Annotated in this window: 23 protein-coding genes and 1 other RNA gene; 7 read left to right on the forward strand and 17 right to left on the reverse strand. The window is 69.6% G+C overall.

The window, feature by feature from the left end; translation table 11 throughout:
- Positions 1-15: 15 nt before the first annotated feature.
- Positions 16-1308 carry an FxsC protein gene (fsxC, locus tag AB0B76_RS22640; RefSeq protein ID WP_360378296.1) on the reverse strand — a complete coding sequence of 431 codons (1293 nt, stop codon included), beginning with the start codon at positions 1306-1308 and terminating at the stop codon, positions 16-18.
- A 462-nt stretch (positions 1309-1770) separates the two neighbouring features.
- Here fsxC and AB0B76_RS22645 point away from each other — a divergent pair, with 462 nt between their 5' ends.
- On the forward strand, positions 1771-3033 hold the full coding sequence (locus AB0B76_RS22645) for a TIR-like protein FxsC (protein WP_360378299.1): 1263 nt from the start codon (positions 1771-1773) through the stop codon (positions 3031-3033).
- Between the two features lie 10 nt (positions 3034-3043).
- The gene (fxsT, locus tag AB0B76_RS22650) at positions 3044-6919 is read left to right on the forward strand and encodes an FxSxx-COOH system tetratricopeptide repeat protein (protein ID WP_360378301.1); all 3876 of its coding nucleotides are present in this window, start codon (positions 3044-3046) and stop codon (positions 6917-6919) included.
- Between the two features lie 6 nt (positions 6920-6925).
- On the opposite strand, the gene AB0B76_RS22655 is transcribed toward fxsT, so the two are convergent.
- A complete protein-coding gene (locus AB0B76_RS22655; RefSeq protein WP_360378303.1) occupies positions 6926-8125 on the reverse strand; it encodes an FxsB family cyclophane-forming radical SAM/SPASM peptide maturase in 1200 nt (399 codons plus the stop codon).
- A 703-nt stretch (positions 8126-8828) separates the two neighbouring features.
- On the opposite strand from AB0B76_RS22655, the gene AB0B76_RS22660 reads away from it, so the two are divergent.
- Complete coding sequence (locus AB0B76_RS22660) at positions 8829-9803, forward strand: type II toxin-antitoxin system PemK/MazF family toxin (RefSeq protein WP_360378306.1); 975 nt, start codon at positions 8829-8831, stop codon at positions 9801-9803.
- Here AB0B76_RS22660 and AB0B76_RS22665 read toward each other — a convergent pair.
- Positions 9800-10585, reverse strand: a complete 786-nt coding sequence (locus AB0B76_RS22665) for an alpha/beta fold hydrolase (protein WP_360378308.1) — start codon at positions 10583-10585, stop codon at positions 9800-9802. The two genes, AB0B76_RS22660 and AB0B76_RS22665, sit on opposite strands and share 4 nt — an antisense overlap.
- A gap of 56 nt (positions 10586-10641) precedes the next feature.
- On the opposite strand from AB0B76_RS22665, the gene AB0B76_RS22670 reads away from it, so the two are divergent.
- From AB0B76_RS22670 to AB0B76_RS22680, 3 genes are all read left to right on the forward strand, one after another.
- Entirely contained in the window at positions 10642-11166 is a 525-nt protein-coding gene (locus AB0B76_RS22670) for a PadR family transcriptional regulator (RefSeq protein WP_360378310.1), read from the forward strand.
- Between the two features lie 151 nt (positions 11167-11317).
- Positions 11318-12427 carry an acyl-CoA thioesterase/bile acid-CoA:amino acid N-acyltransferase family protein gene (locus AB0B76_RS22675; protein WP_360378313.1) on the forward strand — a complete coding sequence of 370 codons (1110 nt, stop codon included), beginning with the start codon at positions 11318-11320 and terminating at the stop codon, positions 12425-12427.
- Positions 12428-12684: 257 nt separating this feature from the next.
- Positions 12685-12966, forward strand: coding sequence for a hypothetical protein (locus AB0B76_RS22680; RefSeq protein WP_360378315.1), 282 nt, complete (start codon positions 12685-12687; stop codon positions 12964-12966).
- A gap of 109 nt (positions 12967-13075) precedes the next feature.
- On the opposite strand, the gene AB0B76_RS22685 is transcribed toward AB0B76_RS22680, so the two are convergent.
- From AB0B76_RS22685 to AB0B76_RS22700, 4 genes are all read right to left on the reverse strand, one after another.
- Positions 13076-13459: a VOC family protein gene (locus AB0B76_RS22685; RefSeq protein WP_360378318.1), complete on the reverse strand. Its 384-nt coding sequence runs from the start codon at positions 13457-13459 to the stop codon at positions 13076-13078.
- Between the two features lie 397 nt (positions 13460-13856).
- Positions 13857-14000, reverse strand: coding sequence for a hypothetical protein (locus tag AB0B76_RS22690; protein ID WP_360378320.1), 144 nt, complete (start codon positions 13998-14000; stop codon positions 13857-13859).
- Positions 14001-14053: 53 nt separating this feature from the next.
- Complete coding sequence (locus AB0B76_RS22695; RefSeq protein WP_360378322.1) at positions 14054-14722, reverse strand: hypothetical protein; 669 nt, start codon at positions 14720-14722, stop codon at positions 14054-14056.
- A gap of 117 nt (positions 14723-14839) precedes the next feature.
- Positions 14840-15922: an aldo/keto reductase gene (locus tag AB0B76_RS22700; RefSeq protein WP_360378579.1), complete on the reverse strand. Its 1083-nt coding sequence runs from the start codon at positions 15920-15922 to the stop codon at positions 14840-14842.
- Positions 15923-16051: 129 nt separating this feature from the next.
- Here AB0B76_RS22700 and AB0B76_RS22705 point away from each other — a divergent pair, with 129 nt between their 5' ends.
- On the forward strand, positions 16052-16945 hold the full coding sequence (locus AB0B76_RS22705; protein WP_360378324.1) for an AraC family transcriptional regulator: 894 nt from the start codon (positions 16052-16054) through the stop codon (positions 16943-16945).
- 115 nt (positions 16946-17060) lie between these two features.
- Here AB0B76_RS22705 and AB0B76_RS22710 read toward each other — a convergent pair whose 3' ends face one another.
- The 10 genes from AB0B76_RS22710 to AB0B76_RS22755 form a co-directional block, all read right to left on the reverse strand.
- A complete protein-coding gene (locus AB0B76_RS22710) occupies positions 17061-17678 on the reverse strand; it encodes a hypothetical protein (RefSeq protein WP_360378327.1) in 618 nt (205 codons plus the stop codon).
- Positions 17679-17811: 133 nt separating this feature from the next.
- Positions 17812-18185: a transfer-messenger RNA gene (ssrA, locus tag AB0B76_RS22715) on the reverse strand.
- A 71-nt stretch (positions 18186-18256) separates the two neighbouring features.
- On the reverse strand, positions 18257-19624 hold the full coding sequence (locus AB0B76_RS22720) for an SRPBCC domain-containing protein (protein ID WP_360378329.1): 1368 nt from the start codon (positions 19622-19624) through the stop codon (positions 18257-18259).
- A 69-nt stretch (positions 19625-19693) separates the two neighbouring features.
- Positions 19694-20173: an SsrA-binding protein SmpB gene (gene smpB / locus AB0B76_RS22725; protein ID WP_360378332.1), complete on the reverse strand. Its 480-nt coding sequence runs from the start codon at positions 20171-20173 to the stop codon at positions 19694-19696.
- Positions 20077-20886 (reverse strand): hypothetical protein, encoded by an 810-nt coding sequence (locus tag AB0B76_RS22730; protein WP_360378335.1) that lies wholly within the window; start codon positions 20884-20886, stop codon positions 20077-20079. The genes smpB and AB0B76_RS22730 overlap by 97 nt, the downstream gene beginning before the upstream one ends.
- 181 nt (positions 20887-21067) lie before the next feature.
- Positions 21068-21943, reverse strand: coding sequence for a permease-like cell division protein FtsX (ftsX, locus tag AB0B76_RS22735; protein ID WP_360378338.1), 876 nt, complete (start codon positions 21941-21943; stop codon positions 21068-21070).
- 67 nt (positions 21944-22010) lie between these two features.
- Positions 22011-22691 (reverse strand): cell division ATP-binding protein FtsE, encoded by a 681-nt coding sequence (gene ftsE, locus AB0B76_RS22740; RefSeq protein WP_190251422.1) that lies wholly within the window; start codon positions 22689-22691, stop codon positions 22011-22013.
- 203 nt (positions 22692-22894) lie between these two features.
- Positions 22895-24013, reverse strand: a complete 1119-nt coding sequence (gene prfB / locus AB0B76_RS22745; RefSeq protein ID WP_360378341.1) for a peptide chain release factor 2 — start codon at positions 24011-24013, stop codon at positions 22895-22897.
- A 29-nt stretch (positions 24014-24042) separates the two neighbouring features.
- Positions 24043-24558 carry a PadR family transcriptional regulator gene (locus AB0B76_RS22750; RefSeq protein WP_360378344.1) on the reverse strand — a complete coding sequence of 172 codons (516 nt, stop codon included), beginning with the start codon at positions 24556-24558 and terminating at the stop codon, positions 24043-24045.
- Between the two features lie 109 nt (positions 24559-24667).
- On the reverse strand, positions 24668-26797 hold the full coding sequence (locus tag AB0B76_RS22755) for a protein kinase (RefSeq protein ID WP_360378346.1): 2130 nt from the start codon (positions 26795-26797) through the stop codon (positions 24668-24670).
- Positions 26798-26872 lie beyond the last annotated feature (75 nt).

Raw genomic sequence — 26872 nt, forward strand, 5'->3', positions numbered from 1 at the left:
TTTGCCGGACGTCGATCAAGGGCCTTGCAGGATCGGACGGCTCGTCGCGGACTCGACCGCCGGTCGGCGAAACACCCTGCCGCGGCTGAACAATCGGTTCTGAGCCTCTTCGAGGGCCGAGATCAGGTTCTCCACAAAGGCTTCGCTGCTCTCGATCGCCAGCCGGGTCGGCGCATCCCGCTCGGTCATGTCCGCCAGCACCGCTCGCGTCAGCTCGGAGCGCAGATCGTCGCGGTGCCGCACCGTCTCGGCATCCATGGCGCTCAGCGGGGCCAGCACCGCCACGGTCGCTTCGCCGGTCCTGGCGAGCGTCGACAGCTGCTGGTGGCGGCCGGGCAGCCGGGTCACCCACAGGTCCACGAGCAGAACGACGATGTGGTTGTTCGCGCGCGCCGCCTCGAGCCGCTCGGTGAGCTGCCGGAGATCGGTGACATCCGAACCGAACAGCTGATCGGCGGCGATGGCGCGCGCCAGCTCGGCCAGCGGCGAGGCAAAGGTCGCCGGATCGTAGGGATGCCAGTCCCGCGCCTGCTCGCCGTAGTAGCGCAGATCCCGGCGGACCCGCGCCAGCGCCATCTCCTCGGTGCTCGCCGCCGCGACAACGAAGTGCACCCGCCGGGCCGTGCCCAGGACTGCCTCGTCGGCCACGAAGCCGGCGGGGTCCAGGTCGGTGTCGCCCTTGGGCAGCCGGTCGTGGCTCACCAGGTCGGCGACGCGCTGCCCGACGGCCGTGACGCAAGCCTCGTAGCGGTTCCGCTCGGCATGGTGCCGGACGATCTCGCCGATCTTCTCCGCGTCGCTGTACGGGCCGAGAGGATCATCCGCCCACACGAGCGGGATCAGGGCCTTGACGACCTGCCCCGTACGGGCGGTGTGCCGCCGGAGCCGCTCCTCGAAGACGGCACGCTCACCGACGCACCAACGGCTCAGGACCGACGCGGGCGAGCGCAGCTCGACGAACACCTGGCACGAGCTCAGCGCCTCCAGCACCTCGTTCGGCCACGGCGGCCCGCCCGGAGGGCGCATGTACCCGATCTCGCCATGGGCGCCGGTCAGCTCCCCCACCTTGGCCGAGAGGTCACGGAAGAATCGGGTGACGTAACGGTCGTCGTAGCCGACCGCCCGGCTCAGGAAGAACTGTGGCACCGACCCCTCCTCGGCCGGGCACGGAAACCGGTCTTCGCCCGAGGGTGTCTGGCGACGCCGAAGGGGCCGATCCGCGGCGCCGACCCAACGGCCACCTTCGTGCCACCGGCCGCCGCACCCGTCGAGGTCCGGACCGCTCGGTGAGATCGGGCCCGCAGGCAAGGGCACATACGTCCTCCTGCTACACAGGCACGGCAATGGTGGCGCTTGCGACCTTCAACCGAGACGCTTCAGTCGCAGGAGCCTAACATTCGATATTTGCGTACGCCAATAGAGTTCTCGCCACTGAGTCAATGGAAACAATATTCGACCTTCAGGGTAATAGATCTCGACGCAAAGAGCCATAGCCTCATCGCCCGATCGCTGAACACGCGTTCTACCAAAAGTGGCGGCCGCCAGGCATGATGAGACGGCGGGGCCGACTCGAGCCCATCGCCGGGCCCGCACCGCCGTCTGCTGACCACCGTTTCGGGGATGTGTTCCAGCCATGTCCGCACCGCCAGGCGACGACCAGTCAGGGCGCCCAATGGTGTGCGGTCCGTATGTCGCGGGTTTTCCCGCAAATGTCAATTTCGGCGTGTTCTTGCGTCATCTGTACGGTCACTCGTACGGCGGAGCCGTCCGATGAGTTCAATCGGCCTGCCCGCCTCACCACCGGCCCGCCCAGCCGCGGCGCCGCCGTACTTCTTCCTGAGCTACGCCCGCAGCGACGACGACCCGTACGTCGAGCAGTTCTTCCAAGATCTGTCCGGCGAGGTGCGGGTGCGCGCCGGGCTGCACAGCGGCGAGAACGTCGGCTTCTTCGACCGCAACATGGAGATGGGGACGATCTGGTCCAAGGAGCTGGTCGACGCGCTGGCGACGTGCACCACGTTCATCGGCCTGTGCTCGCCGCGGTACATCCTGAGCGAGCCGTGCGGCCAGGAGTGGCACCTCTTCGCGAAGCGGTGCGACCAGTTCGAGCAGCGGTCCGGCCGCCGCTCGACCGCGCTGCTGCCGGCGCTGTGGCTGCCGCCGCGACGCATGCCGCCGGCCGTGCAGCGGGTCCAGTACGACCAGGAGCACTTCAGCGCCGCGTACCGGCGCGACGGCCTGCGCCAGCTGATGCGGCTGACCCGTTACCGCGACGAGTACCTCGAGGCCATTTCCCTGCTGGCCCAGCACGTCGTCGACAACGCCGAGGTGAACCGGCTGCCGCCCCTTTCCATTTCGGAACGCACCGAGTTCGCATCCGCCCCGAGCGCGTTCCACCCGGAGTCGGAGGCCGAGAGGCCGCCCAGCCCTCCGAAGCCTGACGATGTGCACTTCATCGTCGCCGCGCCGAACCGCGACGAGGCTCGCCGGGTGCGCCAGGACGTAAGTTTCTACGGCGAGCGGTCGGTGGACTGGATACCGTACGCGTCGACGCACACCGTGCCGCTGGCCGGATACGCCCGCGAGATCGCCGCCCGCCGTGGTCTTACGGCCGGCGCGTCGTCGATATCGCTGAACTCGGCGGGGGCCGGGGACTCAGAGGGCGGCGCCCGGATCATCGTGTTGCTCGTCGACGCCTGGGCCAGCCAGATGGACGTGTACCGGCAGGCGCTGGAGCGGCACGAGGAACGCCGCACGGCCGCCGCCGCGCTGGTGCCCCGCAACACCGAGGACTCCGAGACCGAGGAGCGCTGGCGGCTGCTGTCCGACGGGTTGCGCAGCGTTTTCCTCGACCGGATCGCCACCCGTGACTCGCTCGCCTACCGCCAGGACATCCTGTCGCACCGGGCCTTCGACGAAGACCTGCAGATCGTCCTTGAGACCGCACGCAACCGCGTGTTCGCCGCCCGGGGCGGCGTGCCGTCCCCACCGGCGGGCTCTGGAATGGCCCGCCCGATCCTCGAGGGACCCTGAGAGGGGAACGATGACCCAGGACCAGCACGGCGGCGGCCAGGTCGTCACCTTCTACTCCTACAAGGGCGGCACCGGGCGCACGATGGCCGTGGCCAACGTGGCTTGGATCCTGGCCAGCGCCGGACACCGGGTGCTCGTCGTCGACTGGGACCTCGAGTCGCCCGGCGTGCACCGGTTTTTCCATCCGTTCCTCAAGGACCCGCAGCTGCACACGTCCGACGGGGTCATCGACCTGATCCGGGAGTACGCCGACGTCGCCGCCCATCAGCCGGACCCCCGCGACCTGCCGGCCGCCGATGTGCGGCGCTATGCGGTCTCGCTGGACTGGCGGTTCGCCGGCGGAAAGGGGGAGCTCGACCTGCTGCCCGCGGGCCGGCAAGGCCCGGCGTACTCGGCAACGGTGAGCACGTTCGACTGGCCGAGCTTCTACGACGGGCTCGGCGGCGCGGCGTTCCTCACCGCGCTGCGCGACAACATGCGCGAGCTCTACGACTTCGTTCTGATCGACAGCCGCACCGGGCTGAGTGACAGCGCCGGCATCTGCACCGTCCTGCTGCCCGATCTCGTGGTCAACTGCTTCACCCTCAGTACGCAGAGCATCGACGGGGCCGTCACGGTGGCCCGATCGATCCAGAACCAGCGCGTCGACACACCGGTCCGCCAGCTCCCCGTGCCCATGCGGGTGGAGGACGGCGAGAAGGGCAAGCTCGATGCCGGGCGCGACTACGCCTGGCTGCGCTTCGCCCAGTTCCTCGACGGCTTCGACATCGAGGCGATGACGCGGTACTGGGCGGAGATGGAGATCCCGTACCGGGTGTACTACGCGTACGAGGAGATCCTCAGCGTCTTCGGCGACCGGCCGGGCCAGCCCACCACGCTGCTCGCCGCCTATGAGCGGCTCGCCCGCCGGATAGCGGGCGCCGCTCGGCTGCCGGACATCACGCCCATGGAGGAGTCGGTACGGCGCTTCTGGCTCGCGAAGTTCGAGCGCACCCGGCCGCGGGCGATGACCCGGGTACTCATCAGCCACGCCGCCGAGGACCGGATGTGGGCGGAGTGGGTCTCGGGCGTGTTGAACGAGGTCGGTCTGCCGACGGTGCTCCGCGAGACCATTGCGGCCGCGCCCGAGTCCGACCCGCACATCGACCTCATCGCGGTGCTGGTGTCCGCCTCATATCAGATCCCGGCGGGAAGCACGGGCTGGCTGCGGGGCTCGGCGAGCACCGGCCCGCGCCGGCCGGCGGTGCTGCCGATCTCGCTGGACGGCACCAATCCGCCGACCGAACTCGAGGGGTTCGGCGCCATCGAGCTGTCCGGCATGACGGCCGAGCGGGCGCGCACCGCCCTCCTCACGGCGCTCAACTGGCCGGCCAGCGAGCCGCGGGCCGGGGCGCTCGGCGAGCCCCGTTTTCCGGGCAACCCGCCCGCCGTGCAACGCCTGCCCTTGCGCAACGTGAGCTTCACCGGCCGCCGTGAGGTGCTCGCCGCGATTCGCGAGCAGCTGTCACCCCGCTCGGACTCGACCGTGCCGGTGGCCATCAGCGGCCTCGGTGGCGTGGGCAAGACCCAGATCGCCACCGAGTACGCGCACCGATTCGCCGCCGACTACGACGCGGTGTGGTGGGTGCCGGCCGCCCAGAGCGGCATCGTCCGCGCCAACCTGGTCGACCTCGCCGACGAACTGCATGTGCCCGCCACCGACACCACGGCGGAGCGGATTCGTCTTCTGCTCGACGCCCTGCGACAGGGGCGACCGTACGCCCGCTGGCTCGTCATCTTCGACTCGGCCCGCGATCCGGCCGACCTCGAGGGCCTGATCCCGGACGGTTCGGGTCACGTGCTCATCACGTCGCGCAGCCCGGCCTGGCCGGTGCCCGTGCAGAGCATCGAGATCATGCCGTTCAGCCGGAAAGAGAGCATCGACCTGCTGCGGCTGCGGCTGCCCGCGCTCAGCCCCGCCGAGGCCGACCGCATCGCCGAGCGGCTGGGCGACCTGCCGCTCGCCATCGAACAGGCCGGTTCGTGGTTGGCCGCCACCCGGATGCCGATCGAGCGCTACCTCACGCTGGTCGACAACCAACTGTCACGCATGCTCGCCGAGAACCCGCCGGCCGGCTACGAGCGGGCCGGCGCGATCACCTGGCTACTGTCGCTGGACCAGCTGCGGGAACGTTCGCCCGGGGCCGCCCGGCTGGTCGAGCTGCTGGCCTTCTTCGGCCCCGAGCCGGTGCCCGCGTCCCTGCTCTACAGCCATGACCTAATCGACTTCGTCGCCGGCGAGGACCCGGCGCTGCGCGACGACGTGGCGTTCGGCAACCTGATCACGGAGGTGCGCCGGTTCGGCCTGGCGAGCTTCGACGAGGTCGACGAGAGCCTGCAGATGCACCGCCTGGTGCTGGCGGTCATCCGTGAAAGTCTGCCGATCGAGGTCGCCGACGTGTACCGCCGCCAGGTCCACCAAATCCTGGTGGAGGCGGCCCCGGGCGACTCCGACCGGCCCGAGACCTGGGACCGCTGGGACGGCCTCTGGCCGCACGTCGTGACCTCGGACGCGCTCCACGCCACCGTCGACGCCACCCGCCAGCTGATCCTCGATGTGATTCGATACCTCTATCGTCGTTCGGACTTCATCGGCAGCGCCGAACTGGGCGACGCGGCGCTGCGGGTCTGGTCGTCGCAGTGGCCCGCCGAGGACGAGAAGGCGCTCATTGCCAAGGTCTTCCTGGCCAATGCGCTGCGGGCGGCGGGCGACCTGAACCGCAGCCGCGACCTCAGCGAGGAGGCGTACGCCGGGTTGATGGCGACGGTCGGGCCGCGCAACCAGTACAGCATCATGTCCATGGCCGGCCTCGCCGCCGACCTGTGGGCGCGCGGTGACTTCGAACGCACCCGTGCCCTGCTGGAGGAGGCGCTCAACAACTCGATCGACCTGTTCGGGGTGGAGCACCGGCGGACCTACCGGGCCATGAACAACCTTGCGGTACATCTGGAGCGGATGGGCGACTACACAGTGGCGCTCCGCCTCCACACCAGCGCCTACACGGGGCGACGCCGCACATTGTCCGACCGGCACCCCGACTCGCTGTTCTCGGCGGTGAGCTACGGCCGCACGATGCGCTTCAGCGGCGACTACCGCGCCTCGCGCCGGCTGCTGGAGAGCACATTGAACGGCTGCCGAAGCCTGCTCGGCGAGGACGATCCGACGACGCTGCGGTCGGCCGTCGAGCTGGCCGCCACCCATCGCCGCCTCGGCGAACTGGGAATCGCCCGGGACCTGGTCCACGATGCATTCGTGGCGAATCGGCCACTGGATCACCCGGACCGGCTCAACTGCCTCAACACGCTCGCCATGACGTACTCGGCACTCGGGAACCAGACCGAGGCGCTTCGGCTGCAGCAGGAGTGCGTCGACCGGCACCGCGACAAGTTCGGCGCGCAGAATCTGTTCTCGCTCGGGGCCGCCTGCAATCTGGCCGTCGTGCTCCGCCGAGCCGGCGAGATCGACGCGGCACGGTTCACCGCCGAGGACACGTTGAGCCGACTGACAGCGATCATCGGGCCCGACTACCCCTACGTGCTGCAGTGCATGATCATCCTGGCGAACACCCGTTTCGCGGCCGGAGAGCCGGCTCGAGCGCTGGAGCTGGAGCTCGACGCGTTCGCCCGCATGGAGCGCGTGCTGGGCACGGCCCATCCGGAGCGGCTGGTCGCCGGCTGCAACATCGCGGCCAGCCGGGCCGCCCTTGCGGACACGGACGGCCTCGAGGATTTCCGGTCCGACATCCATGCGCTCGCGGTCCGATCACTCGGCCGGGACCATCCGATGACCATGGCGATCGCCGGGTTCGAGCGCTGGGACTGCGAGATCGATCTGTCGCAGCTGTGAGCCACATCAGCTCGCGGTGAGCCGCGCCGTCAGCCGCCGCTGCGCGTGACGGATCAGGCGCATCAGGTCCGGGCAGTAGACGGACGGGTTGTCGAAACCGTTGCCGGCCCGGTACCGGTGCGCGTAGTGCCCGCCTCCGCAGACCCGAACCACCGGGCAGGTCCGGCACGTGGCCGAGAGCCCATTGATCCCGGCCTGCCGGGCGCGGAAGCCGGGATGGGCCAGCGCTTCGTCGAAGGTGGCCGAACGCACATGCAACCCGGTCGCCGCCATGCCGGACTCGGTGGTTTTCAGAGCATCACCCTGCTCGATCGATCCGTCCGTTTCAACAATGAGGAGATCGATCGGGCCGAGGCCGAGCGCCTCCGTGCCGCTGGGCCCGCCGAGAAGGAGATCGAGTATCGACTCGAAAAGCCTGATGCCGATGGGCTGGGCGGGCGCGTCGAACCATTCATCGAAGATTGGGATCAACCAGTCGGCGTATGGCGTTTCGACGGTTTCCGGGTCCCTTCCGGGCGGAGGCGTGGTCCAATTCCCGTGTGGGAGCAGAAAATCGATGCGCGGCGGCGCGAACGACAACAGTTCCCGATAGACGGCCAGCGGTTCATTGTCCAGATGAATGGTGCACAGGATACCGCCGTACCGCTCCGGGTGCGCGGCGAGCCTGCGCAACGCAGCCGCCACGTCCGCGTAACTGCCCCGTCCGTTGGCGAATACCCGGCGGCGGTCGTTGTGCACCGGGCCGCCGTCGAGGCTCACTCCGACCCGCACGCCGTAGCGCGCGAACAAGCGCAGAAACTCGTCGTCCAGCAGCAGCCCGTTCGTCTGCACGTGCAGGGCGATGCGGGTCTCGGGGCGCACCTGCGCTCGCACGGCGGTGATCGCGCGCTCGATCACGGCCGGTCCGGCAAGCAGTGGCTCGCCGCCGTGCAGGATCACCGTCACCGCTTGCAAGTCATGGGCGTCAACGTGCTCGGCGATGCGACGGGCGGCCAGATCGATCACGTGATCCGACATCACGGTCGGCTGATTTCGCCAGCTTTGATCGATATGAGTGTATACGTAACAATAGTCGCAAGACAGATTGCAGCGACTGTGGATCTTCAGCAGAACCTGACTGATCGGCTGGTCACGAGCATTTTCGACGGCGTCAGATGTAGTTGTTGAACGCAGCGACCGAGTTTGCGGGATTCCGTCGAGCGGCATCGGACACCCTCCGGATCGACTTGGCCAGGGCCGACTCCTCGTCCCGCACGGCAAGCAAAAGGTGCAGCGGAATATCGTCGTCCCGGAGGGACCGCGGCTCGGGGGCGGGACCGTTGCTTTTCATGTCGTACTCGTCCTCCGCTGCGATGCTTGCGACAAGGCTACCGTGTCACAGGGGTGTCCAGGTCGATGAGATGACGTCAACCACAAGAATTGCGGAGGTACCGCTCGACCCAGAACGGGCTTCCGCGCGGATACGGTAGCGCATTCCCGGCGTAGCGGGGCCGAATCCCACCCCCGGAAGGGAGACCGGCAGTTCAGGGGCCGTACGGCGACAACCGCCCGGACGCCAGGCAACGCCCGCCGTAGACAACGGCGCAGATTCCCGGGGGACGCGGGTGGGTGAAGCCCCGCGCTGGGGAGCAAGCGGAGCGTGCACGAAGAATCCGGAACCACAAAGCGAAGCGCCCCCTGCGCTGCGCAAACGGGCGCCAATGGTGGAGCCAACAATGGCCTACTCGGCAAGCGCCCGTCCCGGCGGCGCCGAGCCACTCGTCTCAGCTCCGGCCGGCGCATAGAGGTGCTCCAATCCACACCTTTCAGTTTCCGGCCTGCTCTGCGATGATCCCGGTTCGGCGCCCTGATCGACGTACGCCACGGGGAGGAAGACATTCACGCGAACTGGGTCCTGACGGCCGGGATCGTGCTGCTCGTAGCCGGGGTGGTCGGCTGGTTCGCCGGCCGGTCGATGCAGGGTCGCGGTCCGCGGCGGACGCCGCAGTACCCGCAGCCCGGCGAGATCTGGTGGGCCGCGGTGCCATTCCGCGAGACCGAGGGCGAGAAGGTCCGCCCCTGCCTGGTGCTGCGCGGCGACGGGCAGAACTTCGACGTCCTGAAGATCACCAGTAAGGACAAGAGCCAGCGCCACGATCACGTGCAGATCCCGACCCACGCCTGGGACCGGCGCGCGACCACCAACAGCTTCCTCGACCTGTCCGCCTCGTTCCAGCTGAGGCGCCAGGACTTCCACAACTACGCCGGCCCGATCGACGCGGCGACCTGGCACCGGGTGCTCCAGGTCCACCCGGTCGGCACCGTTGCGGTCGCGAACCCGGGCCCCGGCTCGGTCCCGCGTCTGGCCGGCCGGGCGCTGACCGCCCTCGGCAGTGTCGCCGCCGTCGTCGGCCTGGTCGCGATATGCGCCGGCGCCACCGTGGTCCCCTGGCTCGACCGTGTCCGCTCGGACAGCGAGGCATCCAACGATGCCGACCGCCCGCTGCACCGCATGCCGATCGCCGCGAGCGACGTGGGCTCCTCCGGGCAGCAGCTCGACAGCACCCTCAACGGACGGCACTTCCCCGACTCGACCGGATTCTGGGTCGGCTGCGAGGGGCGTCCGGCCACCGCGACCTACCAGCTGGACGGCAACTGGCACCGCCTGACCGCGACGGCCGGCCTCGACGTCACCGCCCCCGCCGACGTCACCGCCAAGCTCATCATCGAGCTCGACGGCAAGGCGGCCCTGACCGAGACCGTGAGCCGCTCCAGGTCGGTCCCCGTCGACCTCGACCTCAGCAAGGTCCGCATGCTCACCGTCTCGGCCGAACGCACGAAGGGCTCCTGCGGCAACGCGACCCGCCCGTACGGGGCACTCGGGGACGCCGTCGTCCACCACTAGGCGCCCGAGCCGTGCAGCGCGGCGCGCACTGCCGTGGCGAAGCCATCCACGTTGTCGAGCATGATGTTGTGGCCGCAGTCGGGGACCGCTACAACCGTGACGCCGGCGGCTGCGAGCCGATCGCTGCCGGGGCGTGGTCCGTCCGCCGCCGGGTACAGCACGGTGCGGGGATGGGGTAGCGCCTCCAGGTGCTGCCGGACCGTCGGAGCGGTGCCGCGCAGGAGGCTCATCGCAGTGCGGTAGAGCGCCTGCGGTCCGGCCTGCCGCATGGTGGCCGCCCAATGCGGCCCGACGAACTTCAGTGTCTCGTCCCAACCGTGGTCGAGGAACTCCTCTTCGGTCCGGTAGACCCCGATGCCGGAGCTGCCCGGACGTTTGACGGTGGGCAGGCCCGGCGCGGGATCGAGCGGCGCGTCGATGAGGACCAGCCGGCGGACCAGTTCCGGGTGACGCGTCGCCAGGATGGTCGCGACGGCACCACCCAAGCTGTGGGCGACCACGTCAGCCTGATGCACCCCGATCAGCCCGAGGGCGCGCGCCAGCACGTCGGCGTGCATGTCGAGGCTGTACGACGCGTCCACCGGCCGGTCACTGATGCCGAAGCCCAGCAGGTCGACCAGCAGCGATCGGTGGCCGGCCAAAGCTGGATGCGCGATCGCCTCCGCGTAATAGGGGGCCGAGCTCGCGCCAAGGCCGTGCAGGTAGACGCGGGCGGGACTGATGCCGGGAACTTCGACCCACCGGAGGCGGGATCCGTCGGTGAACACCTCAACGCTGTGCATAGCCGTCAAGATACCTCGGCGTCGAGGTACCTTGGCAAGAGGGTATGATGTCGATCATGCTGGAGCTCGCGGTCCTCGGCTTTCTGTACGACGAACAGCTGCACGGCTACGAGCTGCGCAAGCGCATCGCCGCGCTCGCCGGCCACGTTCGGCCTATCGCCGACGGCACGCTGTATCCCTTGCTGAAGCGCATGGAGCGGGCCGGGCTCCTCGTGCGCGAGCTCCAGCCGGGCCAGGCCGCCGCGCCGCGGCACATGCTGGCGCTGACCGCTGACGGTAAGGCGAATTTCCTGGACCGCCTCCGTACGCCCGACGAGCTGGACATCACCGACGAGAACCGGTGGTTCGCCCTGCTGGCGTTCCTGCGCCACCTGCAAGACCCGCCGGCGCAGGCCGCGGTACTGCGGCGGCGGCTGCATTTCCTGACCCAGCCCGCGAGCTTCTTCTGGGAAGGCGACCGGCCGCTACGCGCCGCCGACTTCGACGATCCGTTCCGGCAGGGACTCTTCAGGATCGCGACGGCCACGACGCGCACCGAGCTCGCATGGCTGCGCGAAACGCTGACATCGCTCGAAGATTGACCTTTATCATTTGCGCGTGGGCGTTCGCCGTTCGGTCTTGGGCCTGACCGCCATTGTGGTCGTGTGTGGTGGCGCCGTCGCGTACTCAGAGCGGCATTCGACGCATGCCACGATCGACGTAGACGCCCCCGTCGCCCTCGCTGACCAGCCCGTGCATGTGCGAGTGTCGGGCGTTCGGGCCCGCGAGGCCGTCACCGTCGCGTCGCTGGCCGCCGACGCCCAGGGCCGGCGCTGGCGCGGGGAGGCGACCTTCGCGGCGGACGGCCACGGCGTCGTCGACCTCGATCGGTCCGTGCCCGTGTCGGGCTCATACGGCGGCGCCGACGGCATGGGCCTGTTCTGGTCGATGCGGCCGCCGACCGGCGATCCGGACGAGGCGTGGTTCAGTCCCGGGTACCCCGACGCGGCCGCGGCGTTCGAGGTCCGGTTGACCGTGACCGTGGCCGGCCAGGAGATCGCAGCGCGCACCTTGACCAGGCAGTGGACCACGACCGGCGTGACCCACCGCACCCTGACGCCCGGCGTCGACGGGGCAGCCGGAGTCCTGTTCCTGCCGCCGCCGGGTGCCGTGCGCCGCCCCGGCGTGCTGCTTCTCGGTGGTTCTGAGGGCGGTGTCGGGCGGACGTACGATGCGGCGCTGCTCGCCTCGCACGGCTATCCCTCGGTAGCGCTGGGCTACTTCGGTGTGCCCGGTCTGCCGGAAACCCTGCGCGACATACCGCTTGAGTACTTCGCGACGGCGGCACGGCTCCTGCGCGCGCAGCCGGGGGCCGATCCCGGTGCGGTGGTGGTGAACGGCTACTCCCGCGGCTCCGAGGCGGCGCTGCTGCTGGCCGAGTCCTACCCCGAACTCGTCCGCGGCGCCATCTTGTACGCGCCCAATGACACCGTCTGGTCGAGCTTTCCCGGGGGTGGCAACGCCTGGACCATCGGCGGCGTCCCAGTGCCGCGGACCGCCATCCCGGTCACCCACGTGGCCGGTCCGGTCCTCGCCGTCGCCGGCGGCCGGGACCGGATCTGGCAGTCCGACACGCAGGCGCAGCGGATCATGCAACACCTCGACGACGCCCACGTCACCGCGCACCAGGCCCTGGTCTATCCGAACGCCGGCCACGGCGTCGGCAGCTTCCCGTACCTCGCCGCGGGCACGTCGCAGCCCTCCCCGGGCACCGTGGCCAGGAACATGGGCGGCACCCGCGAAGCCGACGCCGCGGCCCGCATCGACAGCTGGCCGAAGGTCCTCGCCTTTCTGGCCGCCTGAGTCAGCTCGAACCCGCCTGACTGCCCACACGGAAACACGCTTCGGCGGCCCCACCCATCGGGTGGCGGTCCGGGCAGGAGGTGGTCGCCGGCGAGACGCCGGATCGCTTACGATCGCTCAACCGCTCGGGCCGACAACCAACGCTCCGGTCATCGATCTATCCATAGAATCGAGCGCCCATGTTCTTCCGCCGCAACTGGATCAGAACGACCGGCCGCGTACTCGACTCCCGGATCCGGAAGTCATATGACAATCGGGTGGAGGGCCACGTGGTCGGCCCGCCGTCGCACCTGCACAACTACGTCGTCGAGTTCACCGCGCCGAACGGCGAGTCGACCAGGCTCGAGGTCGAGCAGCACAGCGAGACCGTCGACGTCGCCATCGGAAGCGAGGTACCGCTGCTCGTCCGCCCCGACGGCCAGCGGGCGATCTTCGACAAGAAGGACCCCAGGATCAACATAATGGCCTTGAGCAAGGCCAGGCAGGAGGCCCAAAAGAGGGCCGACGAGGAGCGCTTCCGCGGCCTGCTCGAAGGCTAGCGGGCCCACCCGCTCCATTAGCTCCACGATTGTCAGCGGCCAGTTCAGTCCGCGGCCGCGGTGTTCTACGCCGCCGTGCACCGCAGCGGCGTCGAGTCGCGCGGCTGCGTCACGGCCAGGTGTGAGCTGTTCTGGCGAACGTCTCGGGATCGCTGTGTACGGGCACCACACAGAGCAGGTGCCCGCCCGGTGAGCGCATCGCGAAGGCGTCCTTCCAGCGAGTCAGCGACTCCGCTCCGAGCGCCGTCAGGCGGGCCACCTCTGCCGCCAGGTCATCGGTCTCGATGTCGACGTGGTAGCGCGGCGCGTCGTCGCCGACCGCCTGGACGACGGTGAAGAGGTCGGGGACGGCGCCGACCAGGGCGGTGAACTGCTCCTCGCCGGGAGGCGAGTAGGTCGGGGTGCCCAGCGCCTTGGACCAGAAGTCCACCTCCAGGCCGACCTGCGCGGCCGGCGTGTCGAAGACGACACCCACCAATCGACTGCGGTGCATGGTGGCAAGGCTATGCGATGTCGATCGTCCACGCGGTCCCTCAGCGGTCGCCGAGCCGTCCTCGACGCCGGCGAGAGCCCGCCGCGCACCGATCCACCCGTGGATTCAAGGGGCGTCCGCTGGCAGCGTCCGGTCAGCGGCCAGGTTCCATGAGGCGATCGAGGGCGCCCTGCAGGCTCAAGATGCCCTGTGGGGCGACGGTCCGTTCGGGGCGGCGGAGGTGGTCACGGCTTCGTGGCGGTTCGTCGCGACGTCAACCTCCATGGAGGCCGTGGCCGCGAGTGGAAGGCGGTCCTCCGGGAACCGCCGAGAATGGCCTGGCTTCCAATAACCAGGATCTCCGCCTCACCGACAACGTGCGACGCCGCTCGGAGGACATGCTCCAGCTGCTCTCGCTTCACGCGGCCCGCTCCAGTCGCCACCACGTGGCGGAGGCTGCCAACACAACTTGCCGGTCCTCCTCCGTCAGGACACCGGCGAACGGCGAATTCTGGCGGAGCTCGGTCGCTTCCGCATCGAGCGCGGTGAGCCTTTCGAGCACCGCCTCTGCACCATCCCGGAACAGCCCCCGCCACCGGTCCAGCCATAGCGCTGTCATCCCAGTGGGATGCACGACGCGCAGCCGTTCGAGGTTGTCCGCCGCCCGTGCGAGGACCGCCTCGGGGGCCGCCACCATCCGCCCGGCGACGGCCCGATGCAAGGCGGCGGGTTGAATCGCCAAGTCACTGTCTCTTCGACCGCTTGGGCCAGTGCTGGTAAGTCAGCCGCGCCGGCTGTAGGGGCGAAATCCGCTTCCGCTGCGGCGGCGGGTGCCGGCGATGGCCGCGCCACAACTTTGTCCAACCATTCAGCAGACAGCTGATTCGCCCGAGCTGCGTGCAGGACGATATCGGCCTTGATCCGGTTGCCCTTGACGATGGCCCTTGCCGCCGCAACAGTTCCCTGCTCCGCCAGCAGCCGGATCGCCGGGAGGTACTCGCCGCTCATCTTGGGAGTGAGCTTGCCAGCGACGCTGCCATTCACTCTGACCTCGACGACGGTGCGCGTCGTTCGCGCCGCCTGCTCCACTACCTCGTGAAGCGTCAGGTAGATCCAGCCCTCGCCTTCCGGACGTAGCCATGGCATGAGCGTGCTGAGATGCGCCTCCTCGTCAGCAGCCTGGAGGGCGTTGCCGTACGGCAGGAGAACGTGAGGGCTGTCGGGCGGCGTGTTTGCCGGCACAATCAGATGCGGCTCGGCGAGGTCGAGACGAACAGACCCCACGAACTGAGGCCTATCTACGAAACGGCCAGGCGCTCAGCAGAACGTTCATCCATCGGCTCCACCTCGGCGCCGACGACCGGGAGCCGCACGTGAACACGGCTACGCAGTCGATCGTGGTCAGTACCGGACGGAGCTGGCCGCCAGCATGGGCAGCACGGAGGTGTGCAAGCCATCGACGGTTGCGCCGGCGAAGGCGAGCGACGGCGCCAGCAGCCGGTTGTTCTCCGCCGGAAAGTTGAGCTTCGGATCCGACGCCTCGTTCAGCGCGGCCATCTGCACGTCGGTGAGGTGCACGTCCAGTGAGGCGAGGTTGGCCCGGAGCTGATCCACCCGGCGCGCGCCGACCAGCGTAGAGGTCACGCCCGGCCGCTGGCGCACCCAGGCAAGCGCGGCCGCCGCGGGAGTGATGCCGGCTTCCTGCGCGACGTCCTCCAGGACGTCGATGACGTCGTAGTCCTTCTCACTCGGCCCGCCGACCAACCCGCCGCGCAGTGTGTCGACCGAGCCGGGGCGGCGGCGCGAATACTTCCCCGACAGCATGCCGCTCTTCAACGGGCTCCACGGCATGACGCCAAGACCGTGCTCCTGCGCCATCGGAATCAGCTCACCCTCACTGGTGCGCTCCAGCAGTGAGTACTCGACCTGCAGGCCGATCGCCGGCGCCCACCCGCGCAGCCGCGCCGTCACCTGCGCCTCGGCGGCCTTCCAGGCGGGCAGGTCGGAGAAGCCGACGTAACGGATCTTCCCGGCCGTGACCAGGTCATCGAGGGTCCTCAGGGTCTCCTCGATCGGTGCTGTGCGATCCCAGTTATGCAGCCAGTAGATGTCGATGTAGTCCGTCTGCAGTCGGCGCAGCGAGTTCTCCAGGGCGGCCACGATCGACTTTCGTCCGGCGCCGCCGCCGTTCGGGTCGCCCTCGAATAGGTTCGCGAAGAATTTGGTCCCGATGACCACCCTGTCGCGCCGACCGGGTCGGCCGGCGAACCAGTCGCCAACGATCTTCTCCGAGTGCCCATTGGTGTAGATGTTCGCGGTGTCGATGAAGTTGCCGCCGCGCTCCAGGTATTCGGCGAGGATCGCTTCGGACTCCTCGACCGATGCACCCCAGCCGTGGTCCTCGCCGAAGGTCATGGTGCCCAGAGTCAATGGGCTGACCCGCAGTCCCGACCGGCCGAGGCTAACGTACGAATCCAGAGACATGCTCCACTGGCCTTCCTGTTCTGCTTGTTCCCGCGTTGCCTCCAGTACATCCCGCCCTTGACAGTGCCGGTAGGCGAATGCTTCCACCTTCTTGCCTAATCCTGCCAAGCGTGGAACGATCGAACGATCGTGGATCATCTCGACGAGCTCCGGACCCTTATCTCCCGGCATGCCGCCGGCCGCTACCGGCAGACCCGGCTGTCCGGTGTGATGGTCATGGAGTCGCACGCTCCGACAGAGCCCCTCAGCGCGGTGGCGCAACCGTCCTTCGCCATCGTCGCCCAGGGCGTGAAGCGCACAATCCTCGCCGGGCAGACCTTCGACTACGGTCCGGGACAGTATGTGGTGATCTCCCTCGACCTCCCAGTCACCGGCCACGTCTTGCGGGCCGGCCCGGACCGGCCGTTCCTCGGCATGGGCCTGGCCCTGGACCCGGCCACGATCGCCGCCCTCCTGCTGGACGCCCCGAACGCCCCCCGCACCGACGCCTCCGGCATTACAGTCAGCAACGCCACGGACGACCTGCTGGGCCCGGTCGTGCGACTGCTCCGCCTGCTCGACCGCCCCGAGGACATCCCAGTGCTTGCCGCGCCCATCAAGCGGGAGATCCTCTGGCGCCTGGTCAACGGTCCGCAGGGCGCCACCATCCGCCAGATCGGCCTCGCCGACAGCCACCTCTCCCAGCTCGCCCGGGCCATCCGGCGGATCCGGACCGGCTACGCCGAGCCGCTGCGCATCGAGGAGCTGGCGAAGATCGCGGGGATGAGCATCACCTCCTTCCACCGCCATTTCCGCGCGGTCACCGCGATGAGCCCGCTGCAGTTCCTGAAGCAGATCCGGCTCCAGGAGGCGCGCACCCGCCTGATCGTGGACTCCCACGACATCGCGGCGGTGGGCCACGCGGTCGGCTACGACAGCCCCAGCCAGTTCAGCCGGGAATACCGTCGCCTGTTCGGCGCACCGCCTGGCCGGGACGCCGCCCGCCTGCAATCCCTGCCACCCATGGACCCCACCATGGTCTGAACCGCTGCAAAGGAACCAGCAGCGGTCATCGATGAGGCTGCCGTCCTTGGCGGGTGCAGATCGGCGGCCGGGCCGACGATGGCTTACTTGAACCCGCCGGAGTGACGGAGTCTCGTCACTCTTGACCTGCTCCGCGCCATGACGCCAGCGGTGACCAGGGGAAGATCACCGCGATGTTGTCGGCGGACGGCCCGAGGCGCCAGTCGGGAGCACGCACCTCGCCCAGGAGGAGTCGTACGTCGCCGGGTCCGAAGCTGATCGTTGCGCTTGGACACCAGAATCCGTCGTCCCAAGGCTCGTAATGAAGACGAACATCGCGCACAGCCTCGCCGACAAAGTCCACCCAGCCGCTTCGACGCGTCACGTCCCACACCGCCACCGCCGCGTCGGGAAGCACAGCGTTGCCGATCAGCGGCTGCTCCCAGAACACCAGCCCCTCGGTCCAGCCCGGCGACTGCCACGTCACGCTGAAGACCCGGCCGTCAACGCATTCCAGCTCAACGCCGAAGTCGATGGAGTCGAATCCGTCATACCGCCACGAGGGCCGACCCCAGTCCGTCTCGTCGACGATACGACGAGGACCTCGATGCTCAGGGGCAACATCTTCGCGGAGGTAGTCGATGTCGACGTATCGCACCGCACAAACGGCCGAGCCCGCCATCCCCCGAGCATGGTCCTCACGAACACCACGCTCACCCAGCGTGCGAGCGAACGACACCATCGGATCGGACACCGCCACATTGTCGACGCCGACCGACAGCGCGTCGCCTGAGTTCCGATAGAACCATCGGCCGCCCACAGGCAGGACGAGCCGAGAACCACTTCGGCGGCCCCACCCATCGGGTGGAACCGCCGAAGTTGATCTCCAGTGGAGGTGCCGGGAATCGAACCCGGGTCCTTCGTCGCTTTGTTAGGGCTTCTCCGAGCGCAGCTCGCTATGCCTCTACTCGGCCCTACCAATCACGCGAGCGAGTTGGTATGACGGGCCCAGCCACAATTAATCTCACCGCACGAGCCCCGTGACCGGACTCGGTTGGCCAGCCTTCTAGCTGATGCCGGTTATTGGGCCGAAGGCAATCCCAGACCGACAGATCTCGGACCTGGCTTAGGCAGCGAGGGCGAGATCGGAGCGCTTGTAATTGGCGCTTATAACTTTCCGACGACTGATTCACGAGACAACGTCGGCTTCCTCGGCTCGCTTCCCCTATCGCCACAAACAAAGTCGAAACCAGTCACCCCCGCGCGGGGTGGTGTTGGCTGTCGCGCCACCACGGTGCGACCGATCAAGAGTAGCTCCTCCGCGCCCCAGTTTCATCCCGGTATCCCCGTGCAGGTCTGGCGGTCGATCGTGCAGGTGAACGGCTCGTTGCGCACGCCCAGGCCGTCGACGTCGAAGCGGACCGTGGTCGTGGCGCCGGGCTTCATGGTGCGGTTCGCGTCCAACGGGGTGAAGGAGATGTGGCCCTGGGAGCGGGCCATCACGGCGCCCGAGACGTTCGTTACGTTCAGGTCCAGCAGGGGGAGCTGGATGGCCAGCTCCCAGGCGGACGCGGTGATCGTGGCCGGGTTCGTGATCGTGACCGTGACGCGGTACGACGTCAGGGTCAGGTCCTCCGTCTTGTACGCGGCCGCCAGCTGGGCCGCGGCGAGCGTCGACGGGGGCGGGGCGGTCGTCGACGCCGGGGCCGGGGCGGGCGAGCGCGAGGCGGCCGAGACGATCGGCTGCGAGGCGGAGGGCGTGGGGGCCACGGCCGCCCCGGGCACGGTGGCCTGCACGGGGCCGGCGCTCTCGCCGCCGGTGTGCGGAGGGCCCGCGGGGTGCACGGCGGTCGCCTTGCCGATGAGGATCGCGGCCAGCGCGAGCAGGAGCAGTACCGCCGCACCCGTCGCGACCGCCTGACTGCGCCGGTCGGCGGACCAGTCGCGGGCGCCCACGAGCCGCTGCCAGGCCGCGCGCACGACCGAACGGACACGGCTGGGCCGCGCTCCCCCCAGCCAGGCCGTGCGTATCGCCTCGGGCCGCGACACGGCCGGGGTGGCCGCGGCCGGCGCCGCGACCTTGGCCACGCCCGTCGCCCGCGCGCCGAGGACCGCCGCGGCGAAGCCGGGCACGGGCGTGGTCGGGCGCGGGCCGGCCGTCGAGCGCATCTGCGAGCTCAGGCCGGGCGCGGAGCGGCTCGGGGCGTTGCGCTGCGTGCGCAGGCGGTTGAACGGGCCGCCGTCGTTGCGCCGGGGGGCGTTCGGCGCCGGGGTCTCGGGCTCGGGGGCCGCGGCGATCTTGGCCAGGGTCGCGGTCAACGGGCCTTTGAAGAGGGAGGTGTACGTCATGAGCAGCGTCCGTCGCCGCATGGTCCCCTGAGGCCCCAGGAACCCGCTCTGGGTCATCGTGAACCGGGTGCCGTCCCCGTGCTCGTGCAGCGTCACCGCGACCACGGTGTGCAGGTTGCTGGCCTCCCAGCGCATCACCAGCCGGTGCGGGGCCTCGACGGTGACGATCTGGCCCTCGATCGGGTCCTCGAGGCCGACGAGCTCGGCGGTCTGGAACGTGAACGTGCCGTCGTCGCGGACCATGAACCGGGTCGTCGGCAGCCAGTCGGTGACGAGGTGGGCCTCGGTGAGTGCGCGCCACACCACGGAGGGTGGGTGCTCGAGGTCGACATCGACCCGAATCTCGGTCACGCAGGGACTATATGGCTTCGACGCATTGCTTGCATTACCACAGCGCCCTACTCACGCGCGGCGGTGTTTTTACTCTGCGTTGCCCTTGCCCCGGCGGCCCATGACGCGGGCGATCTCGCGGTCGGCGTCGCGCTTGGCCAGCGTCTGGCGCTTGTCGTACGACTTCTTGCCCCGCGCCAGCGCGATCTCGACCTTCGCCCATCCGTCGGAGAAGTACACCGACAGTGGCACGAGGGTCAGCCCGCTTTCCCGGACCTTGGTGCCGATGCGCTCGATTTCCTGCCGCTTCAGCAGCAGTTTCCGGACACGGCGGGGCGGGTGGTTGGTCCAGGTGCCCATCGTGTACTCAGGGATGTGCATCGCGTGCAGGAAGACCTCGCCGTCGGAGATCTGCCCGAACGCGTCGACGAGCGAGCACCGCCCGACGCGCAGCGACTTGACCTCGGTCCCCGTCAGGGCGATCCCGGCCTCGAACTCCTCGAGGATCTCGTAGTCGTGACGCGCCTTCCGGTTGGACGCGATGAGCTTGCGCCCTTTTTCGCGCGGCATCGACCCCTCCTGAGTCTCTCGATCGAAGAGAAGCGTAGCGCGCCGAGCAAGACCATTAACGCCAACGACCGAGACCGGTCGAACGCCCCGTATACCCCGCCGGGCGATAAATCAGAAATGTCCGGCGTGCCAGCGCCGGACATTTCGGGGGACTCCGCCTGCGCCTCGGCCCGCAACTGCTCGGCGACCTTGTCGCTGTCGGCCTTCATTTCCTCGTAGCGCGCGAGCACCGCGCCGCGCTCCTGGCCGGCGGTCGCCTCGGCCTGGGCGCTGCGGTCGAGCAGCGCCTGTACGTCGGCCGCGGCCTGCTCGGCGCCGGCCTGGGCGGCCTGGCTCGTGGCAAGGCTGCGCCGGGCGGCGTCGGCGGCGTCCCGGGCCCGGCGCAGCGCCAGGAGCGAGGTGTCGCTGCACTGCTTGGCGTACATCCGGGCCGCGGTGAGCTCGTCCACGGCCGCCTGGTTCTCCTGGGCAATGTGGTTGAGGTACTCAATGCGCAGCGCCAGGTCGTTCGGGCCCCCGGAGTCGAGGACCGAGTTGAACATGGCGAAGCCGCCGCCCTTGTACGCGGCCGTCACGAACACGGACACGTCCCGGCGGGCCTGGTCGACGTCCCGCTTGGCCTGGGCGTACGCGGCGTCGGCGACCTGCGCGTCGGCGCCGGCGCCGGCGCGGTCGCGCTCGGCCAGCCGTACTGCCGCATCCGCCGCGATCACGCACCCCCTGGCCTCGGCCAGGCCCTGCTGCGCGCCCGGCAGCGCCGCCTGGGCGCGATCGTGGTCGGCCGCGGCCTGCCGGGCCTTGTCGGTCGCCGCCTCCAGCGCGAATCAGCGGATGCGGCGAGGGCGGACCCCCGCAGTGGGGATCCGCCCTCGAAGGCCCGGCCGGACGGGTGGGTCAGACGCGCACGTAGAAGCGCAGGGTGACCCAGGCCGTGACGGCACTGACGAGACCGCCGGCGCCGCACAGGACCGGCAGCATGACCCACACGTTGCCCCAGTCCACGGGTAGGAGCACCGTGGTCAGGGCCTTGAGCGAGCCGTCGATGAAGAAGACCTTGGCCGCGACCAGGGCGCCGAAGGCGAAGATGGCGCCGATCAGGCCGGCGAAGACCGCCTCCAGGACGAACGGCATCTGGATGAACCAGTTCGAGGCGCCGACCAGCTTCATGACCGCGACCTCACGGCGCTTGCTGTACGCCGCGACCTGGATCGTGTTGGCCACCAGGAGCAGCGCGGCCGCGCCCTGGACGACGGCGACGGTCAGCGCCAGGGTCTGCAGCGCGCCGAGCAGGTCGAAGACCCGTTTCAGCAGCTGCTTCTGGTCGATGATGTCGCTGACGCCCTCCTGGGTGCGGAACTGGTCGCTGAACTCCTGGACCTTGTTCGGGTCCTTCAGCTTGATCCGGAAGGACTCGGGCAGCGACTCCGGCTTGGTCGCGGCGACCAGGTCGGGCGCGTCCTTGAACTGCTCCTGGAATCGCTTCCAGGCGGCGTCCTTGGTCTCGTGCTCGTAGGACTTGACCAGGCCGTTCGACTTCAGCGCGCTCTCGATGCTGCTGCGCTGGTCGTCGGAGACGTCGGCCTTGAGGAAGACGGAGACCTCCACCCGCTGGTAGAAGAAGTCTTCCATCTTGCCGACCTGGAAGAACAGCAGAAGGCTCGCGCCGAGCATCGTCAGCGACACGGTCATCGTGATGATCATCGCGACCGTCATCGTGACGTTGCGCCAGAGCCCGGTCAGGACTTCGGACAGGACGTATCTCACGCGCATCGGGTGGGGGTTCCTTCCCAGCGGGCCCAGCAGGAGGACGGGGGGCGGTGCGGACTAGGGCTGGGGGTCAGCCGTAGACACCGCGGGGCTGGTCCCGCACGATCCGGCCACTTTCGATCTCCACGACCCGGCGGCGCATCTGGTTCACGATGTTGGAGTCGTGGGTGACCATGACGACCGTCGTGCCGGTGCGGTTGATCCGGTCGAGCAGGCGCATGATCTCGATCGACGTGTCCGGGTCGAGGTTTCCGGTGGGCTCGTCGGCCAGCAGGATCAGGGGCCGGTTGACGAACGCCCGGGCCACGGCGACGCGCTGCTGCTCGCCACCGGACAGCTCGTGGGGGTAGCGGTGCTCCTTGCCGCCGAGGCCGACGAGCTCGAGCACCTCGGGGACGACGCGGCGGGCGACGCCCTTCGACTTGCCGATCACCTCGAGGGCGAAGGCCACGTTCTCGTAGGCGGTGCGGTTCGGCAGGAGCCGGAAGTCCTGGAACACGCAGCCGATCTGCCGCCGGAAGGCCGGGATCCGCCACGAGCGCATCGACGTCACGTCGCGCTCGTTCACGACGACCTTGCCCCGGTTCGGGGTGACCTCGTGCAGCAGCAGCTTGATGATCGTGGACTTGCCTGAGCCCGAGGGACCGATGAAGAAGACGAACTCGCCCTTCTCGATGTTGACGGAAACATCGTCAAGGGAAGGGCGAGACGCCTTCGGATACGTCTTCGTCACGTGGTCAAGCCGAATCACGGGAGGTGAGTCTACGCGGTGTGACAAGCGGGCCAAGTACACGCGGTGCGTCATGTGTGTTTTGCCAGGAATGCGAACCCGAACCGGGGACGTGAACAGCAGGACAGCGCTTGATTCCGCCCTTAAGTGTGACGTACGCAACACTTTGCTGCGGACGTCGCACTTCACGGTGCGTGATTGACGGACTCCGAAGAGATCAACGTTTAGGACGCGGGGTCGAGCTCGCGCTGTTTGCGCCACCGGATCCCGGCGTCGATGAACCCGTCGAGGTCGCCATCGAAGACCGCGACCGGATTGCCCGTCTCGTGCTCGGTGCGAAGATCCTTGACCATCTGGTACGGGTGCAGGACGTAGGAGCGCATCTGGTCGCCCCAGGAGCCGGCCACGTCGCCCCGCAGGGCGTCCATCTTCGCGGCCTCCTCGGCCCGCTTGACGGCCAGCAGCTTCGCCTTGAGCACGCCCATGGCGGTCGCCTTGTTCTGGATCTGCGAGCGCTCGTTCTGGCACGACACGACGATGCCGGTCGGGATGTGGGTCAGGCGCACCGCCGAGTCGGTGGTGTTGACGCCCTGGCCGCCGGGGCCGCTGGAGCGGTACACGTCGACGCGCAGTTCATCGTCGGGGATCTCGACCTCGTCGGTCTGCTCGACGACCGGCACGACCTCCAGCGCCGCGAACGACGTCTGGCGGCGGCCCTGGTTGTCGAAGGGGCTGATCCGCACCAGCCGGTGGGTCCCCGACTCCACGGACAGGGTTCCGTACGCATACGGCGCCTTGACCGCGAAGGTCGCCGACTTGATGCCGGCCTCCTCGGCGTAGGACGTGTCGTAGACGTCGGTGTCGTAGCCGTGCCGCTCCGCCCACCGCAGGTACATCCGCAGGAGCATGTCGGCGAAGTCGGCCGCGTCGACCCCGCCGGCGCCGGCGCGGATCGTCACGAGCGCCTCTCGGGCGTCGTACTCCCCGGACAGCAGGGTGCGGACCTCGAGCTCCTGGATCGACTTCGTCAGCACGGCGATCTCGTCGCCGACGTCGCCGAGCGAGGAGGTGTCCCCCTCGGCCTCGGAGAGCTCGAGCAGAACCTGGGCGTCGTCCAGCCGCGAGCGCAGCGACTCGAGCCGGTTGAGCTCGCCCTGGACGTAGGACAGGCGGGAGGTCACCTTCTGCGCCGCGACCTGGTCGTCCCACAGATTGGGAGCCGACGCCTGCTCCTCGAGCACGGCCTTCTCCCTGCGCATGCGCCCGAGGTCGAGCACCGCCTCGATGTTGCGCAGAGTGCCGTCGAGGCTCTTGAGGGATTCGGCGTGGTCCAGAGCAGTCACGCACCAAGAGTACGCCGAGGCGTCCCCCGCTATTTGCCCGGCGCGCTCTTGAGCCAGGTGAGTGCGGCCTTGTGATATCCGACCGCGAACTCCAGCGACGCGGCGAAGAAGTCGTCGCCCGACTTCTTGGCCTCCTTCGCCATTTCCCGCGCCTCGGTCAGCGCCACATTGTGGTGCTCGGCCGCCTGCGCATAGACGTCCTGCAGTTGCCCGGCCGATTGCTGGGCGCCGAACGCGACGCGCAGCGCGACCGGGTTGCGCAGCGCCTCGCGGCCGGCCGGCTCGGAGAGCCACCGGGCGAAGGCGCGCTTGCCCGCCGGCGTGATCGCGTACGGCTGGCTGGAGCGCGCGCCGGGCTTGCCGAGCTTGACGTAGCCGGACTCGGCGAGGGCGGGCAACTCACGGTAGACCTGGCTGCGCGTCATCGACCAGTACGGCCCGAGCCGGCGCTGCGCGGCCGCCATCAACTGGCCGCCCGTCATCGGCCCCTCGTGCAACAGGCCCAGCAGGGCCGCCGCGGTCGCGTTGACTCCAGAATCCGCCATAGGCCCCACGCTGCCATCTTTCGCCAGCGCAGTCCAGCATTTCGGCATATCCACTGTGAACTGTCGCGCTGCGACTGTCGAGTTAGGACAGCCGTACGGGGGACGTCTTCTACTTGAACGTCGGGAACGCGGGCATCGACGGCATGGCCGGGAACGACGGCATCGGGTCGCCGATACCGGGCAGTCCGGTCTTCGTCGGGCCGGGCGTGGCCGGCTTCTTCGTCGGCTTCTGCTCGCCCCCGCCCGGGTCGGCGGTCTGGCCCGGGTCGGTCGCGGCCGGGCTCTCCCCCGGCGTGTCGCTCACCGCGGGCGCGGCGCCGGCCGTACCCGACGCAGCCGGGGCCGGCGTCGTGGCGTCGACCCTCTTATCGCCCGTATTGTCCGATTTCTGGGTCCCGCCGGTCAAGAGCAGCGCGCCAACCGCCAGGATGACGATCAGCAGGAGGCCACCGCCGATCGCGGCGAGGACGCGGCGCTGCCGCCGGCGCGCGCCGGACGTGCCCGGCTCGCCGGTGTCGCCGAACTCCTCGAACAGGCGGTCGGCCGTCTCCTCCGGGGTCGCGGCGACCGGACGAACGGGAGGTTCCTGGGCAAACAGGGCGACCGGCGGGGCCGGGGCGACGATGGCGGTCGGCGGCTCGGGCGCGGAGACGATCTCGGTCGGCGCGGTGACCGCCTCCTGCGGGGCGGGCCCGAAGCCCAGCCCGGCGGGGGCCGGGGCGGGCCCGAAGCCCAGCCCGGCGGGTGGCGGGGCGGCTTCGAAGCGCAGCTCGGCGGGCTCGGGGGTGAAGCGCAGCTCGGTGGGCGGCTCGTCCGGGGACGAGGACCGCTGCGGCGGGATGACCATCTCCGGGGCGCCGGGACCGGCCCACAGCGGCGCGCCGGCCGCAACGGCCTGGGCCGCGGGATCGACGTCGGCCGTCGGGTCGGCGTCGCCCATCGGGACCGGGCCGGTCGCCGGGACCGCACCGGCAGCCGTCGGGATCGCGACGACCGTCGGGTCGGCGTCGGCCGCCGGGACCGCACCGGCCGCCGGCGCCGCGTCGAGCACCGGGCGCACGTCGGGCGCCGGTGCCGGGCCGGCCGCCGGGCTCACGTCGGCCGCCGGGTCCGCGTCGGCGGCCGGGGATGAATCCGAAGACTCTTCACCTGCCGGAGCGGGCGGGACGGGAGGCTCTTCAACCGGTACAACTGAAGGAAGCAGCGCAGTGGGAACATCGGCGACGCCGTGGGGCTCGGTGGGCAGCTCGTCGATCGGCACCGCCATCATCAGCGCCGCGGACGCGGCGGCCGGCGAGGTCGGGGCCGTCGGCAGCGGCACCCAGTCGACGCGGCGGACCGGCGCCTGCACCGGCGCGGTCAGCTCGGCCGAGCGCTGCCAGAACGTGACCGCCTCGGCGGGCAGGCGGGGCAGCGGCTCGAAGCCGTCGAGGGCCCCCTCGGCCGCGCGCAGGCGCCCGACGATCGAGGCCGCCGTCGGCCGCATGCGCGGGTCGAGCTCCATGCACACCTCGATCACCGGCCACAGCGCGGCCGGCATCCCGGGCGGGGGCACCGGCACGCAGTCGGCGTGGCGGCGCAGCACCTCGTTGGGCGAGCCGCCGCGGTACGGGCTGCGGCCGCAGATGAGCTCGAAGAGCACGACGCCGAGCGCGTAGACGTCGGCGGCCGGGCTCGGCGAGTCGCCGGCCACGACCTCGGGCGCCACGTACTCGGGCGTGGCGTGCGTCGGCCCGGCCGGGCGGTCCAGCCGGCGCGCGACACCGAAGTCGGCGAGGCGCACCGGCCCGCCGTCGGTGGGCACGAGCAGGTTGCCGGGCTTCACGTCGCCGTGGACGATATTGTTGGCGTGCACGTACGCCAGCGCGTCGGCCACCTGCGCGACCACCTCGGCCGCGACCGCGGGCGGCAACGGCCCCTCGGCACGCAGCCGCCGGCGCAGGTCGGGCCCGGTGACGAGCTCCATGGCGATCGCCATCACGCGCTTCTCGCTGATGAGGTTCTTGACCCGGATGACGGACGGGTGGTCCAGCCCGGCGAGCAGCTCGGCCTCGCCGAGGAACCCGTCCTTGAGCTCGGGCACGTCGGCGGCCTCGGGCCGCAGCACCTTGACCGCGACCCACTCGCTCGCCTGCGTGTCGTACGCGCGCCAGACCGCGCCGATCGCCCCCCGGGCCACCTCCGACTCGAGCCGGTAGCGGTTGCCCAGGATCGTCTTCGCGCCGGTGACCGTCTTCATCGCACGCCCCTCCCCCTCACCCGTGACGGTAGGCGAGTACCGCCACGCCGCGGCTCCCCCGGGGGGTCGATGGCA

It is taken from the genome of Dactylosporangium sp. NPDC049140, assembly GCF_040648435.1.

Coding starts and splice junctions, on each gene's coding strand:
- AB0B76_RS22655 (WP_360378303.1), bottom strand. CDS start 8,125: ATGCCGCTCGACGGAATCCCGCAAACTCGGTCGCTGCGTTCAACAACT.
- smpB (WP_360378332.1), bottom strand. CDS start 20,173: ATGCCGCGCGAAAAAGGGCGCAAGCTCATCGCGTCCAACCGGAAGGCG.
- AB0B76_RS22700 (WP_360378579.1), bottom strand. CDS start 15,922: ATGTCTCTGGATTCGTACGTTAGCCTCGGCCGGTCGGGACTGCGGGTC.
- ftsX (WP_360378338.1), bottom strand. CDS start 21,943: ATGCGCGTGAGATACGTCCTGTCCGAAGTCCTGACCGGGCTCTGGCGC.
- AB0B76_RS22665 (WP_360378308.1), bottom strand. CDS start 10,585: ATGCACAGCGTTGAGGTGTTCACCGACGGATCCCGCCTCCGGTGGGTC.
- fxsT (WP_360378301.1), top strand. CDS start 3,044: ATGACCCAGGACCAGCACGGCGGCGGCCAGGTCGTCACCTTCTACTCC.
- AB0B76_RS22645 (WP_360378299.1), top strand. CDS start 1,771: ATGAGTTCAATCGGCCTGCCCGCCTCACCACCGGCCCGCCCAGCCGCG.
- AB0B76_RS22755 (WP_360378346.1), bottom strand. CDS start 26,797: ATGAAGACGGTCACCGGCGCGAAGACGATCCTGGGCAACCGCTACCGG.
- AB0B76_RS22750 (WP_360378344.1), bottom strand. CDS start 24,558: ATGGCGGATTCTGGAGTCAACGCGACCGCGGCGGCCCTGCTGGGCCTG.
- AB0B76_RS22670 (WP_360378310.1), top strand. CDS start 10,642: ATGCTGGAGCTCGCGGTCCTCGGCTTTCTGTACGACGAACAGCTGCAC.
- AB0B76_RS22685 (WP_360378318.1), bottom strand. CDS start 13,459: ATGCACCGCAGTCGATTGGTGGGTGTCGTCTTCGACACGCCGGCCGCG.